Below are 14,530 nucleotides of genomic sequence, written 5' to 3'. Positions count from 1 at the left end.
GCCGTTCCTCCGCGCGGCTAGTCATCTGCCGCCACCGGTTCACCGTGCGCCCGGCGGGCGGCTTCCAGCGCCCAGAACACCGCCTCCGGCGTGGCGGGGCTGGCCAGTTCCTGGGTCCGTCCCGCCGGCCCAAACGCGGCTGCAGCCTGACGCAGCGCCTCGCGGACACTGATGGCCAGCATCAGCGGCGGCTCGCCCACGGCCTTGGACCCGTACACCACACCGGTCTCGGTGGCCCGCTCCATCAGGGCAACGTTGAACACCTCCGGCATCTCGCTGAAGCTGGGCAGCTTGTAGGTGCTGGCGGCCTGGGTGGACAGCCGGCCGCGGTTCGGGCCGTCCGATTCGTCCCAGCGCAGTTCTTCCAGGGTCAGCCAGCCGGCCCCCTGCACGTAGCCGCCCTCCACCTGCCCGATATCGATCAGCGGCGAGAGGCTGTCGCCCACATCCTGCAAGATGTCCACCCGGCGGGTGCGGTACAGGCCGGAAAAGCCGTCGACCTCGACTTCCGTGACCGCCGCGCCGTAGGAGAAGTACTTGAAAGGTTCGCCGTGCATGGCCACGCGGTCCCAGTGCAGTCCCGGCGTGCGGTAATAGCCCGCCGCCCACAGCTGGGTCCGCAGGTGGTAGGCGTCATGGACCAGCCGCTTGAACTCCATGCCCTTGTCGGGGTGACCCAGCGGGAAGACCAGGCCCTCCTCGAAACGCACGTCACTGGGATGCACGCCCAGCGCGCCAGCGGCGACATCGGACAGCCGTGTCTTGATCTGCTCGCAGGCGTTCTTGATCGCGCCGCCGTTCAGGTCTGCCCCGCTGCTGGCCGCGGTGGCGCTGGTGTTCGGCACCTTGTCGGTGCGGGTGGGGGCCAGGCGCACCCAGTTCACCGGCACGCCCAGCGCCATGGCCGCCACCTGGATCATCTTGGTGTGCAGGCCCTGGCCCATCTCGGTGCCACCGTGGTTGATCAGCACGCTGCCGTCCTTGTAGACGTGCACCAGCGCACCTGCCTGGTTGTAGGCGGTGAAGTTGAAAGAAATCCCGAATTTGACCGGGGTGATCGCCAGCCCGCGCTTGGTGTGGGGGTGGGCGTCGTTGAAGGCGCGGACCTCCTCCCGACGAACCGCAAAATCACTGCTGAGCATCAGTTGCGCCCACAGGTCTTCGAGCCGCTCGGCGTGGCGCACCGGCTGGCCGTAGGGGGTGGCCTCGCCGGGCTGGTAGAAGTTCGCCCGGCGCAACTCGTGCGCTTCCAGGCCCAGCAGCGGCGCGCAGCGGCCCAGAATGTCCTCAATGACCAGCATGCCCTGCGGCCCGCCAAAGCCCCGGAAGGCGGTCTGCGAGGTCTTGTTGGTCCTGGCAATGCGCCCGTGAACCTCCACGTGCGGGATGTGGTAGGCGTTGTCGATGTGGCACAGCGCCCGCGCCATCACGGGTTCGGAAAGATCGAGGCTCCAGCCGCCGTCGCTGGTGAGCGTGGCTTGCAGGGCACGCAGCCGGCCGTCCGCCTCAAAGGCAACTTTCCATCGGGCGTAAAAGGGGTGGCGCTTGCCCGTCATGGTGAGGTCCTGGGTGCGGTTCAGGCGCAGCCGCACCGGGCGCCCGGTCAGAATGCTGCCCAGCGCGGCAATGGCGGCGTAGCCGTGCGGCTGCATCTCCTTACCGCCGAAGCCGCCGCCCATGCGCAGGCACTGCACCGTGACCTGCGCGGCCTCCAGGCCCAGCACGTGCGCCGTGATTTCCTGCGTCTCGCTGGGGTGCTGGGTGCTGGACTGGATGAAGACCTGCCCGCCCTCGTCCACGTAGGCCAGCGCAGCGTTGGTTTCCAGGTAGAAATGTTCCTGACCGCCAAACTCAAACTCGCCCTCGAAGGTGTGGGCGGCGCCCTCAAAGCCCAGCGTGACGTCGCCGCGCCGCAGCGTGGACTGGGCGCCCTGGAAGGCTTCGGCGGCGATGGCGTCGTGGATACTGATCAGCGAGGGCAGCACCTCGTATTCCACCTGCACCGCCAGCGCGCCCAGCCGGGCCGCATCGATGCTGTCGCCCAGCACCCAGGCCACCGGGTGCCCGTGGTACATGACCTCGCTGGGGAACAGTGGTTCGTCGCCCTTGACCCCGGCGTCGTTGGTGCCGGGCACGTCGGCGGCGGTCAGCACCCGCACCACGCCGGTCACCTGAAGCGCCTGTGAACTGTCCAGGCGCGTCACGCGGGCGTGGGCGTGCGGGGCCTGAACGGGCCAGGCGTGCAGCAGACCCGAAAGCCGGACACCCAGATCGTCGGTATACAGCGCGTGCCCGGTGACGTGCAGTGAGGCGCTCTCATGCGGGACAGCGTCACCAACGGCGCCGTTGTGGGGGCGTTCATGCAGGCTGGTCATGGGGTCACCTCCGGTGACGTGTCGTCCTGTGCTGGCGGGAACCAGAGCACCCCCCTAGCCACGGACCACTTCCGATTTCTCGAAGAAGAACTTCAGCAGCGCCTGTTCCAGCATGGCGGCGCGGTATTTCGCGCTGGCGCGGTGATCGGACAGCGGCGTGCCTTCTTGGCCCATCAGCCGGGCGGCCTCGCGGACCGTCCGCTCTGTCCAGGGCTGGCCGGTCAGGGCAGTCTCGGTCTTCAATGCGCGCAGCGGGGTCGCCGCCACGCCGCCCAGACCGATACGCACGCGTTTCACCTTGCCGCCGTCCAGTTCCAGGGCGATGCCTACCGCCACGCTGGAGATGTCGTCAAAGCGCCGCTTGGCGTATTTGTAGAAGCCGGTGATGGGCGCAAGTGGCAGCGGAATCTTGACGGCCCGGATCAGCTCTCCGTCCCGCAGCGCGGTCTGGCGGTAGCCGTTGAAGAACTCGGCAAGCGGCACCTCGCGCTCTCCCTCACGTGAGGCCAGAATCAGCGAGGCGTCCAGCGCCAGCAGCGTGGGCGGACTGTCGCCGATAGGCGAGGCGGTGCCGAGGTTCCCGCCGAGAGTAGCGCTGTTGCGGATCAGGCGGCTGGCAAACTGCGGGAACCACTCGGCCAGCAACGGAATGCGTCCGCCCAGGCGGCGCTCGATCTCTGTCAGGTTCAGGCCCGCGCCGATGCGGACGTGATCGTCATGCCACTCCAGCTCGCGCAGTTCATCCAGCCCATCCACCGCGATGGTCGCGCCCGCCCGTGCGTGGCGGATGTTGACCTCCACGCCCCAGTCGGTGCCGCCTGCCAGCAGCGTGGCGTCCGGGTGCTCGGCCAGCAGTTCCAGCGCCTCCGGCAGGTCGGCGGGACGGTGAAAGTCGCCGTCCGGCCCAGACAGATGCAGGGCCTGGGGAGTGGGGGCCGGACGGGTGCGCAGCGTGCCCAGCGTGTCGCTCTCGGGCGGCGTACCCAGCGCATAGGCGGCGTCTTGAATCGGGCGGTAGCCGGTGCAGCGGCACAGGTTGCCGCTTAGCGCGTGGATGTCGAAGCCATTGGGCGCGTGGTGTTCACCGTCTATGCGTTCAGGGCGGTAGTACTCGGCGGCCATGCTAACCACGAAGCCGGGGGTGCAGTACCCGCACTGCGAGCCGCCGCGCACCGCCATTTCTCTCTGAACGGGATGCAGGTGACCGGGCGAACCGATGCCCTCGGCGGTGATGATTTGCTGGCCGCTGACGGCCGGGAGCATCACCAGGCAGGCATTGACACTTTCCAGGCGTGTGCCGCCGCGTCCGTCCGGGCGACTGACCAGCACTGCGCAGGCCCCGCATTCGCCCTCGGCGCAACCTTCCTTGCAGCCCGTCAGGCCGCCGTCGCGCAGCCAGTTCAGCAGCGTCGTGTGGGGCCGCGCGCCCTGCACCTCACGGGGTTCTCCATTGACTGTCAGGGTGAAACTGTTCATGTCGCCTCCTCACTCCGGGTAGACAAAACAATACCGGCGTTCCACTGCACCCACATTTCCACAGGAAATCCAGATGCATGGTTCACGCCGGTGACGAAAGGGGCGGGTCGCTGGTTATCCATGCAGAACAGCAACCTGATTTGGTGTGTTTTAATTCTACGCCTAAGTATCTCGTTTGCCTAGAGGTCATCCGGACATAAGGCGCATCAGAATGATGATGCAGGCCAGCAGAACCATCCCCAGGAAGTTCTGTGACTTGATCTCGTCGCGGGTCCGGACACGACGGAAGCTCTGGAGCCATGCGATCGTCCGCTCCACCTTCCAGCGCCGCTTATAGCGGCGCAGTGGCCTGCCATTCTGGGTTTTTCGCCGATTCCGGCGATTGGGCGCGATCATCGAAATCCCAAGTGCCGCCAGTTCGGCGTCCAAGCCATCGCTGTCGTACGCTTTATCTCCAATCAAGCGCTTCGGAAAATCCATCCCAAAGGAATCAGCGAGAGTGGCGTGGACCAGCTTCACTTCGGCGGGACGGGCACTGCAGGTATGAACCGCGAGCGGCACGCCGTTCGCGTCCACCATGATCATGATCTTGGTGCCCTTCCCCTTCTTGGTGGGACCGACATCTGCGCCCCCTTTTTGGCGGCACTGAACGTGCCGTCTACAAACGCTTCCCGGAGATCGAGGAGCTGTAGCTCCTTGATCATCTCGTACAGCGCGGCCAGGATGGCCGGAAACACGCCCTGTTCGTTCCATTCCTGAAAGCGGGCATGACACGTGGTCTTGGAAGGGTACTCACCTTTGGGAAGGGCATCCCACTGTGCCCCGGTCCGCAAGACTCAGAGGATGCCGTGCAGAACCTCACGGTCTGGACGGCGAGGCCGTCCTCGTTTGGTCTGCTTGACGGGTCGAGGAAGAAGGGGCGACAGGACGGCCCACTGAGCATCGTTCAGCCGCATCACAAACTTCCGGATGACTTCTAATGTCAGCTGATCGGTGTGTGGTAACCCTTGCGGTACCTTGACCTTCAGCGATACTTGATGGATGTAAACCTACACTGCCCGCAACAAGCTATATCTGCCAAAAAGAAGGGAGCCCCCAAAGGCTCCCTTCTCCAGTTTGAAAGTTTAGTGCAATTACCAGCGGTCGTCGCGGCGAGGGCGGTCGTTGAAGGCAGGTGCAGGTCCAGCCTTCGTGACCACGATGTTCTTGGCCTGGGGGCCTTTGTTGCCCTGACCAGCTTCGACTTCGAATTCCACTTCGTCGCCTTCGTTCAGCTTCTTGAAGCCACTGCTCTGGATCGCGCTGAAGTGCGCGAACACGTCAGGACTGCCGGGTGTTTCGATGAAGCCAAAGCCTTTCTCTGCGTTAAACCATTTCACTTTACCTACAGCCATGTTCTACTCCTTGAATTCCAGATACGAAAAGGCGCTGGGTCAATCACCTAGAGCAGCCCTGGGCCAGTCCGTACTTTGGAACACTCGTGATAAGTATAGCGCAAATTTTTTCGGAGTCGGAGGAATGGGCTTTCCAGCTAAACAGTGAAGACGGCTCCGTCAGCTCCACCCCAACACCACTGCCTGGATGTCATCGGCCAGAGGCTGGTCACGGTTCGTCACGTCCCAGCCCAATTGATGGAGGTCCCAGGAGCAGCCGACATCGTGCAGCTCATACAGGCGACGCACCGACACAGTGGGGTGCGCGTGTCCCGCGTCCGTGATCATCTGGTGCCGCTTTTCGGGCGGTTCGTCGCCAATGACTTCAAGATCGTGTTTTCAGAGATAACTGGCCGCAGTAGCGTTTCAGCTCGGCAATCGGCAGTTCAGCACTGCGGTCCGTCGCCGCCGGAGCGGTCAACGCGGCCTCGCCGCGTGTCCCGATCTCTTGGCTCCAACAGTGGATCAGGCTGGGGGCCAGGGAATGTTCCCGGCAGAGCTGAGCGGTGGTGGACAGGCCAGCATTGATCTGGCCCACCACCTCAAGGTTGAAATCGCGGCTGTGGTTCCGTCCTGGCATCTGGGCCCCTTCGCGGTGTGGTCAGCGTACCTGCTGACCGGGGCGAAGTGACTTGGCCCGCGTCCTGTCCGAGGGGTTCGTTCCAGGAACCTCAAGCCGCTTTTTGCATAGGGTTCTTGGCAATTTCTCCGCTGAACTACCGGATTTCCTTTCCGGCGTGCAGGAGACGCCTGTATAGCCCCTCGGCCCGCCCTGCCCTTGACCCTTCCGCCCCCACCTGTCATCCTCCGAGGCAGTCACCAGGGGTGTCCTCCGTAATGTGCGGGGGCTGAGAGGGCAAACGCGCCCAACCCTAGGAACCTGATCTGGGTCATACCAGCGGAGGGAGCGTGACGGGTGCGGACCTCTTTTGTGGCCGCCCTCCTCCGAACGTTTTTGGGGGAGGGTGGTCTTTTTTGATGTGAACGGAAACGGAGCGCGGCGCTGAGAGTTTTTTATGCGCCCGTGAATTTTCCGTATGGACCAGACATCTTTCAGACCTTTCAGACCGGGCGGCTTCTCACGCTCCCCGCGTCCTACGCCGTTGTCTTTTTTGCTGGAGGCCTCATGACCACGCCTGTATCTGGTGAGCCCGCCCTGTCCACCACGCCCTTTCCGAACAGCAAGAAGCAGTACTTGAATGGTCAGTTACACCCGCAGGTACGCGTGCCCGTGCGGGCCGTCCGGCAGTCGGCCACACTGGAAGTCGTCGGCGGATTGACGCGCCGCACGCCCAATCCCGACATTCTGGTGCCGGACACCAGCGGCCCCTACACCGATCCCGCCGTCCCGATTGACCTCCGGCGCGGGCTGCCGCACGTCCGGCCCTGGCTGGCAACAGATGCGCGGCTAGAAACGCAATCGGCGCGTGTTTCGGCATATCTGGACAGGAGCGGGCCGCTGCCCTTTCCCGCCGTTCCCACGCCGCGCCGCGCCTATAGCAGGCAACCCATCACGCAGATGCAGGCGGCCCTCCGGGGCGAGATCACGCCCGAGATGGAGTTTGTCGCCATCCGCGAGAATTTGCGCCAGCACGCCGACTTTGACCTGCATCATCAGCACCCTGGCCAGCATTTTGGCGCCAGCATTCCCGCCGTCATCACCCCTGAGTTCGTGCGGAGTGAGGTGGCGCGGGGCCGGGCCGTCATTCCGGCCAACATCAACCACCCGGAACTGGAACCCACCATCATCGGACGCAACTTCCGGGTCAAGATCAACGCAAATATCGGCACGTCCATCGTGACCAGCAGCATTGAGGAGGAAGTGGAGAAGATGGTCTGGGCCGCGCGCTGGGGGGCCGACACGGTCATGGACCTGTCGACGGGGCGGCACATCCATCCCACCCGCGAGTGGATTGTCCGCAACAGCCCGGTCCCCATCGGCACGGTACCGATCTACCAGGCGCTGGAAAAGGTGGGCGGCGTGGCCGAGAACCTGAGCTGGGAAGTCTACCGTGACACCCTGCTGGAACAGGCCGAGCAGGGCGTGGACTACTTCACCGTCCACGCGGGCGTGCGGCTGGCACACGTACCGCTGACCGCGCGGCGGCGCACCGGCATCGTGTCGCGCGGCGGCAGCATCCTGGCGAAGTGGTGTCTGGCGCACCACCGCGAGAACTTCCTGTATACCCGTTTCTCGGATATCTGCGAGATCATGGCCGCCTATGACGTGACGTTCTCGCTGGGGGACGGCCTGCGTCCCGGCTCGATCGAGGACGCCAACGACGCCGCACAGTTCGCGGAACTCGAAACGTTGGGCGAGCTGACCCGCGTCGCCTGGGACCACGGCGTGCAGACCATGATCGAGGGACCGGGGCACGTCCCCATGCAATTGATCCGCGAGAACATGACCCGCCAGCTGAAAGTCTGCCAGGAAGCGCCCTTCTACACCCTGGGGCCGCTGACCACCGACATCGCCCCCGGCTACGATCACATCTCGTCCGCCATCGGCGCGGCGCAGATCGCGTGGTACGGCACCGCCATGCTGTGCTACGTGACGCCCAAGGAGCATCTGGGCCTGCCCGACAGGGCCGATGTGCGCGAGGGCGTCATCACCTACAAACTGGCGGCCCACGCCGCTGACCTCGCCAAGGGCCACCCTGGCGCGCAGGCCCGCGACAACGCGCTTTCTCAGGCCCGTTTTGAGTTCCGCTGGGAGGACCAGTTCAACCTTGCGCTGGACCCCGAAAGAGCCCGCGCCCTGCACGACGAGTCGCTGCCTGCCGATGCCGCCAAGACCGCGCATTTCTGCTCCATGTGCGGCCCGCAGTTCTGCTCCATGAAGCTCAGCCATGACCTGCGCGCCGGGGACATCCTCAAGGGACTGGAAGACAAGGCGCGCGAGTTCCGCGAGGCCGGTTCCGAGATCTACCTGGACCGCCCGGATGAGGAGGTGGAGGCGTGAGCCGGCCCGTTGCCCGGCCTCTGGGCCGCCTGTACCTCGTCGCCACCCCGCGCCCCGATCAGCGTGAAGCCGAGTTCGTCGCCCGCGTGGAGGCCGCGCTGGACGGCGGGGTGGACACGCTGCAGCTACGCGTCAAGGACGGCGAGGCGCGGCCCTACATCGCCCTGGCCAGGCGGCTGCGCGATCTGGCGCACAAGCGGAACGTGCCGCTGTTCGTCAATGACCGGCTGGACGTGGCGCTGGCGGGTGGGGTGGACGGCGTGCATCTGGGCCAGAACGACTTGCCGGTTGTGTGGGCGCGCAGTCTCGCGCCGGGCCTTCAGGTGGGCCTCAGCACCCACGCCCTCCAGCAGGCGCTGGAAGTGCTGGCCGACGCGCCCGCGTATATCGCCGCCGGGCCAGTGTATGCCACGCCCACCAAGCCGGGCCGCGCCGCTGTGGGGCTGGAGTACGTCAGGCGGGTGGCGGCGCTGATGCTGGACATGCAGAAGGCAGATATTCCGTGGTACGCCATCGGCGGGATTGACCTGACGACTGTGGAAGACGTGGTGCGGGCTGGAGCGTCGCGGGTGGCGGTGGTCCGGGCTGTGCTGGATGCCCCCGATCCCGCGCAGGCTGCCTCCGATTTGCTGGCCCGCCTGCCCGCCATGCCGGAGGCGATATGCCGCTAGAAAAAGTGCCGCTCAAAGATTTGCAGTTGAATGGTGAACCGCACCCTTACCGTGCTGGCCTGACGCTCCTGCTCCTCCTGCGCGAGCTGAATATCTCGCCGGAGCGGGTGGCGGTGGCCGTGAACGACGACTTCTACCCTGGCGCACGGATTCCTGACCGCCCGCTGGCCCCGGGCGACACCGTGGAAATTGTCCGCATCACTGGAGGAGGCTGAGCATGTCCTTACCATCTGATCCCCTGACCATCGCCGGAAAAACGTTTGCCTCCCGCCTGATACTTGGCACCGGCAAATTCAGCGACCTGGGCCTGATGAACGCCGTGCTGGAGGCCAGCGGCACGGGCATCGTGACCGTGGCCCTGCGCCGGGTGGAGCTGAAAGCGCCGGGGCATGTGGGCCTGCTGGAGTCGCTGGACCTGGACCGCTATCAACTGCTGCCCAACACCGCCGGCTGCCGCACCGCCGAGGAAGCCGTGCGCGTGGCGCGCCTGGCCCACGCCGCGACAGGGGTGAACTGGATCAAGCTGGAGGTGATTCCTGACGCCCGCTGGCTGTTGCCCGATGCCATCGGCACCCTGAAGGCCGCTGAGACGCTGGTGGGCGACGGCTTCACGGTGCTGCCCTATGTCCAGCCCGACGCGGTGCTGGCCCGCGCGCTGGAGCGGGTGGGCTGCGCCGCGGTGATGCCTCTGGCCAGCCCCATCGGCTCGGGGCGCGGCTTCCGCACCGGGGAACTGTTGCGGACTGTGCTGGACGGCGCCCAGGTGCCCATCGTGGTAGATGCGGGTCTGGGCGTGCCCAGCGACGCGGCGCAGGCGCTGGAGGCCGGGGCCGACGCCGTGCTGGTCAACACTGCCGTGGCCGAGGCCCGTGACCCGGTGGGCATGGCGCACGCCTTTGCCCTGGGGGTGCGCGCGGGCCGCGCCGCCTTCCTGGCCGGGCGCATGGCCAAGCGCGACATCGCCAGCCCCAGCAGCCCGGCCACAGGCATCCCCCGCCTGCCCGATCCCGAGGTGCCTGCATGACCGTCCCTGTGACCCTGACCATCGCCGGTTCTGATTCTGGAGGCGGGGCAGGCGTTCAGGCAGATTTGAAAACATTTGAGGCGCATGGGGTTTTCGGCACGTCGGCTTTGACGCTGATTACGGCGCAAAACACGCGCGGGGTGCGTGCGGTGCATACGCTGGACCCGGAACTGGTGCGGGCGCAGATCGAAGCGGTGCTGGACGACTTTCCGGTGGCTGCCGTCAAGACCGGCGCGTTGGGCAACGCCGCTGTTATCTGGGCGGTGGCAGCGGCACTCCGGGGACGTGGCCTGCCGCTGGTGGCCGATCCGGTGCTGCTGGCCAAGAGCGGGGACGCATTGCTGGATCTTGATGCGGTGCAAGTCCTGCGAGATGAACTCCTCCCTCTCGCCACCCTAATCACGCCCAATCTGCCCGAAGCGCGGGCCCTGTTCGGCGCAGAGATGCCGGAAAATCTGCCTCTGCTACTTAAGGGCGGCCACGCAGACGGGACGACCGTAACCGATGAGCTCCGGACGCCGAATGTTCAATTGCGACTCCACGCGCCTCGGCAGGCCACCCGCCACACCCATGGGACAGGGTGCACCCTCTCGGCGGCGATCACGTCCAATCTGGCACGGGGGATGCCTTTGCCCGGTGCGGTGCGGGCCGCCCACGCCTATGTGCAGGCGGCCATTCAAAGCGCGCCTGGGTTGGGCGGGGGCTGTGGACCACTGAATTTTCAAAGTCAGCGTGACGGCTCAGTCGCTGCTCCCCTCAGTTTCTGACTCTCTCAGTGGGGTAAAGGACGCATCAAGACGTGCGGAGTCTGGGCTGGCCCCTGCTAAAACACGACGCTGTTGTTCTTAAACAAGGCGCATCAGACCCGTGGCCTCCCGGCCACGGGTCAACACCAAGTCCACACGGTCACGTGTACGTTTAAGCAGGCATTCCGTAGATATCGACTTTTTTGAAATGCGTATCGCTCCTCAGCTTTCGCCGCATTCATTCCATTAGTGCCTGATTAAGAATTTCGTGATAAACACTGCCGCACTGTTGCCGTGTGAATGCTGATGAACCTGCGCTCTTCAATCCTCACTTGACTGCTGAAGTCGATGACGAGCAGCAGCGACTGGCGGCCCTCTACCGATTTGGCATCCTTGACACTGCCCCTGAGCCGCAATTCGACCGGCTGGTGACGCTCGCAGCACAGTTTTTCGACATGCCGATGGCTTCAGTGACGTTCGTCGATGAGCATCGGCAGTGGTTCAAAGCCAAAACCGGTTCCGAACCTTCACAGGGTCCGCGGAGTCTTTCGTTTTGTTCCATCGCCATTGCTCAAGACGGTGTGATGGTTGTTCACGACGCCACCCAGGACGCCCGGCTCAGGAAGTTTGACAACGTCACGGGTGAGCCGCACCTGCGCTTTTACGCCGGCGCACCGCTCATGACGGCAGAGGGTCATAAGTTGGGCACATTTTGCGTGCTCGACCAACGCCCGCGTGAGTTCAGCGCTGAGCAAGAAGTCCTGCTCGAATCGTTCGCCGCGATGGCCATGGATGAACTCAATCTGCGCCGCGCGGTCCAGGACCTCAGTACGATGGCCCTCCACGACACATTGACCGGGCTTCCCAACCGTGCCCATTTCCGCCAACTGATGGCCCAGGCCTGCCGCCGCGCCGATCAGTCTGGTGAAAAAGTAGTGGTGGGTCTGATGGACCTCAACCGCTTTAAAATTGTCAACGACACGTTCGGGCACGCGGCAGGCGACGAACTTCTACAGCAGGTCGCCCTGCGTCTGAAGCACTCGGTGGCCACCAGCGACGTGGTGGCCCGAATGAGCGGTGATGAATTTACCTTGCTGCTGACCGATGTCCGTTCGGCAGACGACGCTGCGAATGTGATGGAACGTATCCAGCAAGCGTTCAAGGAGCCGTTCACATTACGCGGTCACGACATTTTGGTGCGCTGCAGTATCGGACTGAGCAGTTATCCGGACCACACCCACAGGCCCGAACAGCTTCTGATTCAGGCGGACGCCGCCATGTACCGGATCAAACGCGCGGGCAGTGGGTATGCCTGGTACGACGAAGCCCAGGACCAACGCTCCCCGGTGGAACTTGATCAGCTGATCTTGATGTGACCTGCCAACGGATTCATCCGTTGGCAGGTCACGGCTGCCCAATCATGCGAATGAAGACCTCCACGATCTCAGGATCGAAGTGCGTGCCTGAGCTGTTCTGGAGATGGGTGATGGTCTGCTCCCGCGTCCAGGCCTTTCGGTAGGGGCGGTCGCTGGTCAGCGCGTCGTAGACATCCACCACTGCGAAGGCCCGGGCAACCAGTGGAATGGCCTCTCCTGCCAGCCCAGCCGGATAACCACTGCCGTCCCACTTCTCGTGATGATGTTGCGGGATTTCCAGAGCGGGACGCAGGAACTCGATGGGTGAGAGCAGGTTCACCGCATATTCCGGGTGTTTTTTCATCAGCACCCACTCCTCATCGGTGAGTTTCCCTGGCTTGAGCAGCACCGCGTCGGGAATCCCCATCTTCCCCATATCGTGCAGCAGAGCGCCCCGGCGAACATCAATCAGTTGTCCGGGCGTGAATCCCAGCATCTGGCACAGCTCGACGGTCATCTCGGTCACCCGGCGTGAGTGTCCTTCCGTTTCCTTGTCACGCAAGTCCAGTGCCCTGGCCCAGCCCTCGATGGTGGCGTCGTAGGCCAGACGCAATTCCAGGTTGCTGTGTTCCAGCTTCTCGAACAGCCAGGCGTTGTCAATGGCAATGGTCGCTTGGCTGGTCAGGGTTTCAAATGTGGTGAGCCACTCGGGGGACAGCGGCCAGGACTCGTGACACAACACTTCGAGCACGCCCAGCACCTGCCCCTTGCTGATCAGCGGGACACCGTAGTACGCCGTCAGTCCTTCCTCCTGGAAGGTTGCCCGCCAGGCTGGCGGCATCTCGCCAGTCGCAAGATCTGGCACACTGAGGGGTTTGCGCGTCCGGGCCACCCGTCCTGCCAGGCCCACGCCCAGTTTCAGGACCGACGCTTCCAGCTGGGCCGTATAAAAGCCCCGAGTCACCGTGTAGCGAAGTGTTTTGCGCTGTGGATCGAGCAACAAGATGGTGGCCACGTCCATGTCGAGCTGGTCCCTGACATTGTCGAGAATGAGACCGAGGGTCACGCCCAGCTCTGCGCCGACGGCAATGGACTGGTCAATGGTCCGCAGGCCATTGACCTGACGCAGTTGTTGCTGAAGGCTCTTGTTCAGCGTTTGAACCTCCTGTTCGGCGGTGCGCAGGGCCGTGATGTCCTGGGCGATCCTGGAGACGCCGATCACCTCACCGGCAGCGTTCAGGATGGGTGCGAGAGTGACCAGCACCAGGATCCTCTGTCCAGCCTTCGTGATGCGCCATGCTTCAAACGGCTGGACCTGCTGACCCTGTCTGACCCGAGCGAAGAACGCCTCTTCCCGCGCGTGGAACTCCTCAGGCACCAGAAATGTGACCGGCTGGCCGATCGCTTCATCAGCCGTGTACCCGTAGAGCGCCTGTGCTCCTGGATTCCAGAAGCGGATCATGCCGCCCAGCGACAGGCCAATGATGACATTGCGGCTGGCCTGGACAATGGCCGCCAGGAAGGCCCGGTCTTCCTCATCGATGCGGCGCTGGGTGATGTCGCGTCCGACGCCGTACACCATCCCGTTGGCAGGCAGCATCACCGCTGACCATTCCAGCCAGACCAAGCTTCCATCCTTGTGGCAGTACCGGTTCTGGTACGTCGTTGTGGTGTGCCCATCACGGACACGCTGCGATTCCTTGACGGTATCGCCACGGTCATCGGGATGAATGAAATCCACAATGGGGTGGCCGATCATCTCTTCAGGCTCGTAGCCCAGAATCTGGCGTGAAGCGGCGCTGACCGTGCTGAAGCGGTGGTCCGAATCAACCGAAACAATCAGGTCCAGGGACAGATCCAGGGTGTGCTGCAACTCCTCCGCGATGTGGCGGGCGCGGGCCTCGCTGGCCTGAAGCTGCTGCTGGGCCCGCTTTTCCTCGGTGACGTCCCGCACGAATCCAATCACGTAGGCCTCGTCCGCCAATTCGATGGGAATGATCGAGAGGACGCCGCGCATCTCGGCCCCCGTCTTGTTCAGGAACAGGACTTCACGGCTGTGAACCGGCAGGTGGCCGTCTACCATGCTCCAGGCAACTTCACGGTCCATCTGATCGGCCCAGAGCCCCAGGTCCTGAGAGGATCTCCCGAGGACCTCCTCACGGGTGTAGCCGCTCTGACGCAGGAACTCGGTATTCACGTCAAGAAAGTGCTTGTCTTTCTGACGGGTGACAAAGATGGCGACGGGACTGGCCTGGAACACGGCAGCAAAGCTTTCCTGGCTGATCTGCTGTTCGCGCTGCGCTTGCTTGGCTTCAGTGACGTCGCGGGTGAACAGTGACATGCCATCGGGGCCTGGGTATGTCGTGAGTTCAATCCAGCGCCCGAATGGGGCCATATAGCTGACGGCACTCTGCGTCCTCCCGGTCGCTGCGGCATCTGCAACAGACTGACCAATGGCCAGCGACTTGAATTCGGGAAAAGAGGTGAG

General features: G+C 64.1%; 11 protein-coding genes, 1 pseudogene and 1 riboswitch. Of the genes and pseudogenes, 6 read left to right on the top strand and 6 right to left on the bottom strand.

What is annotated here, in order from left to right; all coding sequences use genetic code 11:
* Positions 1-17 precede the first annotated feature (17 nt).
* The 5 genes and pseudogenes from xdhB to IEY31_RS12795 all read right to left on the bottom strand — a co-directional run bounded on the left by xdhB (position 18) and on the right by IEY31_RS12795 (position 5,864).
* Positions 18-2,375 (bottom strand): xanthine dehydrogenase molybdopterin binding subunit, encoded by a 2,358-nt coding sequence (gene xdhB / locus IEY31_RS12815; protein WP_188972591.1) that lies wholly within the window; start codon positions 2,373-2,375, stop codon positions 18-20.
* A gap of 54 nt (positions 2,376-2,429) precedes the next feature.
* Positions 2,430-3,851, bottom strand: a complete 1,422-nt coding sequence (locus IEY31_RS12810) for a xanthine dehydrogenase small subunit (protein WP_188972590.1) — start codon at positions 3,849-3,851, stop codon at positions 2,430-2,432.
* Positions 3,852-4,037: 186 nt separating this feature from the next.
* Positions 4,038-4,810: pseudogene (locus IEY31_RS12805) on the bottom strand (IS5 family transposase).
* 174 nt (positions 4,811-4,984) lie between these two features.
* Positions 4,985-5,245, bottom strand: a complete 261-nt coding sequence (locus IEY31_RS12800) for a cold-shock protein (protein WP_075836829.1) — start codon at positions 5,243-5,245, stop codon at positions 4,985-4,987.
* A gap of 364 nt (positions 5,246-5,609) precedes the next feature.
* Positions 5,610-5,864, bottom strand: coding sequence for a transposase (locus IEY31_RS12795; RefSeq protein WP_188972588.1), 255 nt, complete (start codon positions 5,862-5,864; stop codon positions 5,610-5,612).
* Between the two features lie 231 nt (positions 5,865-6,095).
* Positions 6,096-6,209: riboswitch (TPP riboswitch) on the top strand.
* A 201-nt stretch (positions 6,210-6,410) separates the two neighbouring features.
* On the opposite strand from IEY31_RS12795, the gene thiC reads away from it, so the two are divergent.
* The 6 genes from thiC to IEY31_RS12765 all read left to right on the top strand — a co-directional run bounded on the left by thiC (position 6,411) and on the right by IEY31_RS12765 (position 12,063).
* The gene (gene thiC, locus IEY31_RS12790) at positions 6,411-8,246 is read left to right on the top strand and encodes a phosphomethylpyrimidine synthase ThiC (protein ID WP_188972586.1); all 1,836 of its coding nucleotides are present in this window, start codon (positions 6,411-6,413) and stop codon (positions 8,244-8,246) included.
* A complete protein-coding gene (thiE, locus tag IEY31_RS12785) occupies positions 8,243-8,917 on the top strand; it encodes a thiamine phosphate synthase (RefSeq protein WP_229723578.1) in 675 nt (224 codons plus the stop codon). The genes thiC and thiE overlap by 4 nt, the downstream gene beginning before the upstream one ends.
* Positions 8,908-9,132: a sulfur carrier protein ThiS gene (thiS, locus tag IEY31_RS12780; RefSeq protein WP_229723576.1), complete on the top strand. Its 225-nt coding sequence runs from the start codon at positions 8,908-8,910 to the stop codon at positions 9,130-9,132. The genes thiE and thiS overlap by 10 nt, the downstream gene beginning before the upstream one ends.
* Before the next feature lie 2 nt (positions 9,133-9,134).
* Entirely contained in the window at positions 9,135-9,941 is an 807-nt protein-coding gene (locus tag IEY31_RS12775) for a thiazole synthase (protein WP_188972584.1), read from the top strand.
* Positions 9,938-10,708, top strand: coding sequence for a bifunctional hydroxymethylpyrimidine kinase/phosphomethylpyrimidine kinase (gene thiD, locus IEY31_RS12770; protein ID WP_188972582.1), 771 nt, complete (start codon positions 9,938-9,940; stop codon positions 10,706-10,708). The genes IEY31_RS12775 and thiD overlap by 4 nt, the downstream gene beginning before the upstream one ends.
* 311 nt (positions 10,709-11,019) lie before the next feature.
* Positions 11,020-12,063, top strand: coding sequence for a sensor domain-containing diguanylate cyclase (locus tag IEY31_RS12765; protein ID WP_188972580.1), 1,044 nt, complete (start codon positions 11,020-11,022; stop codon positions 12,061-12,063).
* 28 nt (positions 12,064-12,091) lie between these two features.
* Here the strand turns inward: IEY31_RS12765 and IEY31_RS12760 are convergent, their stop codons facing one another.
* Complete coding sequence (locus IEY31_RS12760; RefSeq protein WP_188972578.1) at positions 12,092-14,383, bottom strand: PAS domain S-box protein; 2,292 nt, start codon at positions 14,381-14,383, stop codon at positions 12,092-12,094.
* Positions 14,384-14,530: the final 147 nt, after the last annotated feature.

The organism is Deinococcus aerolatus (assembly GCF_014647055.1).
Classification (GTDB): domain Bacteria; phylum Deinococcota; class Deinococci; order Deinococcales; family Deinococcaceae; genus Deinococcus; species Deinococcus aerolatus.
Note: the sequence above shows the minus strand (reverse complement) of the source record. Positions and strands in the feature narration are given on the sequence as shown.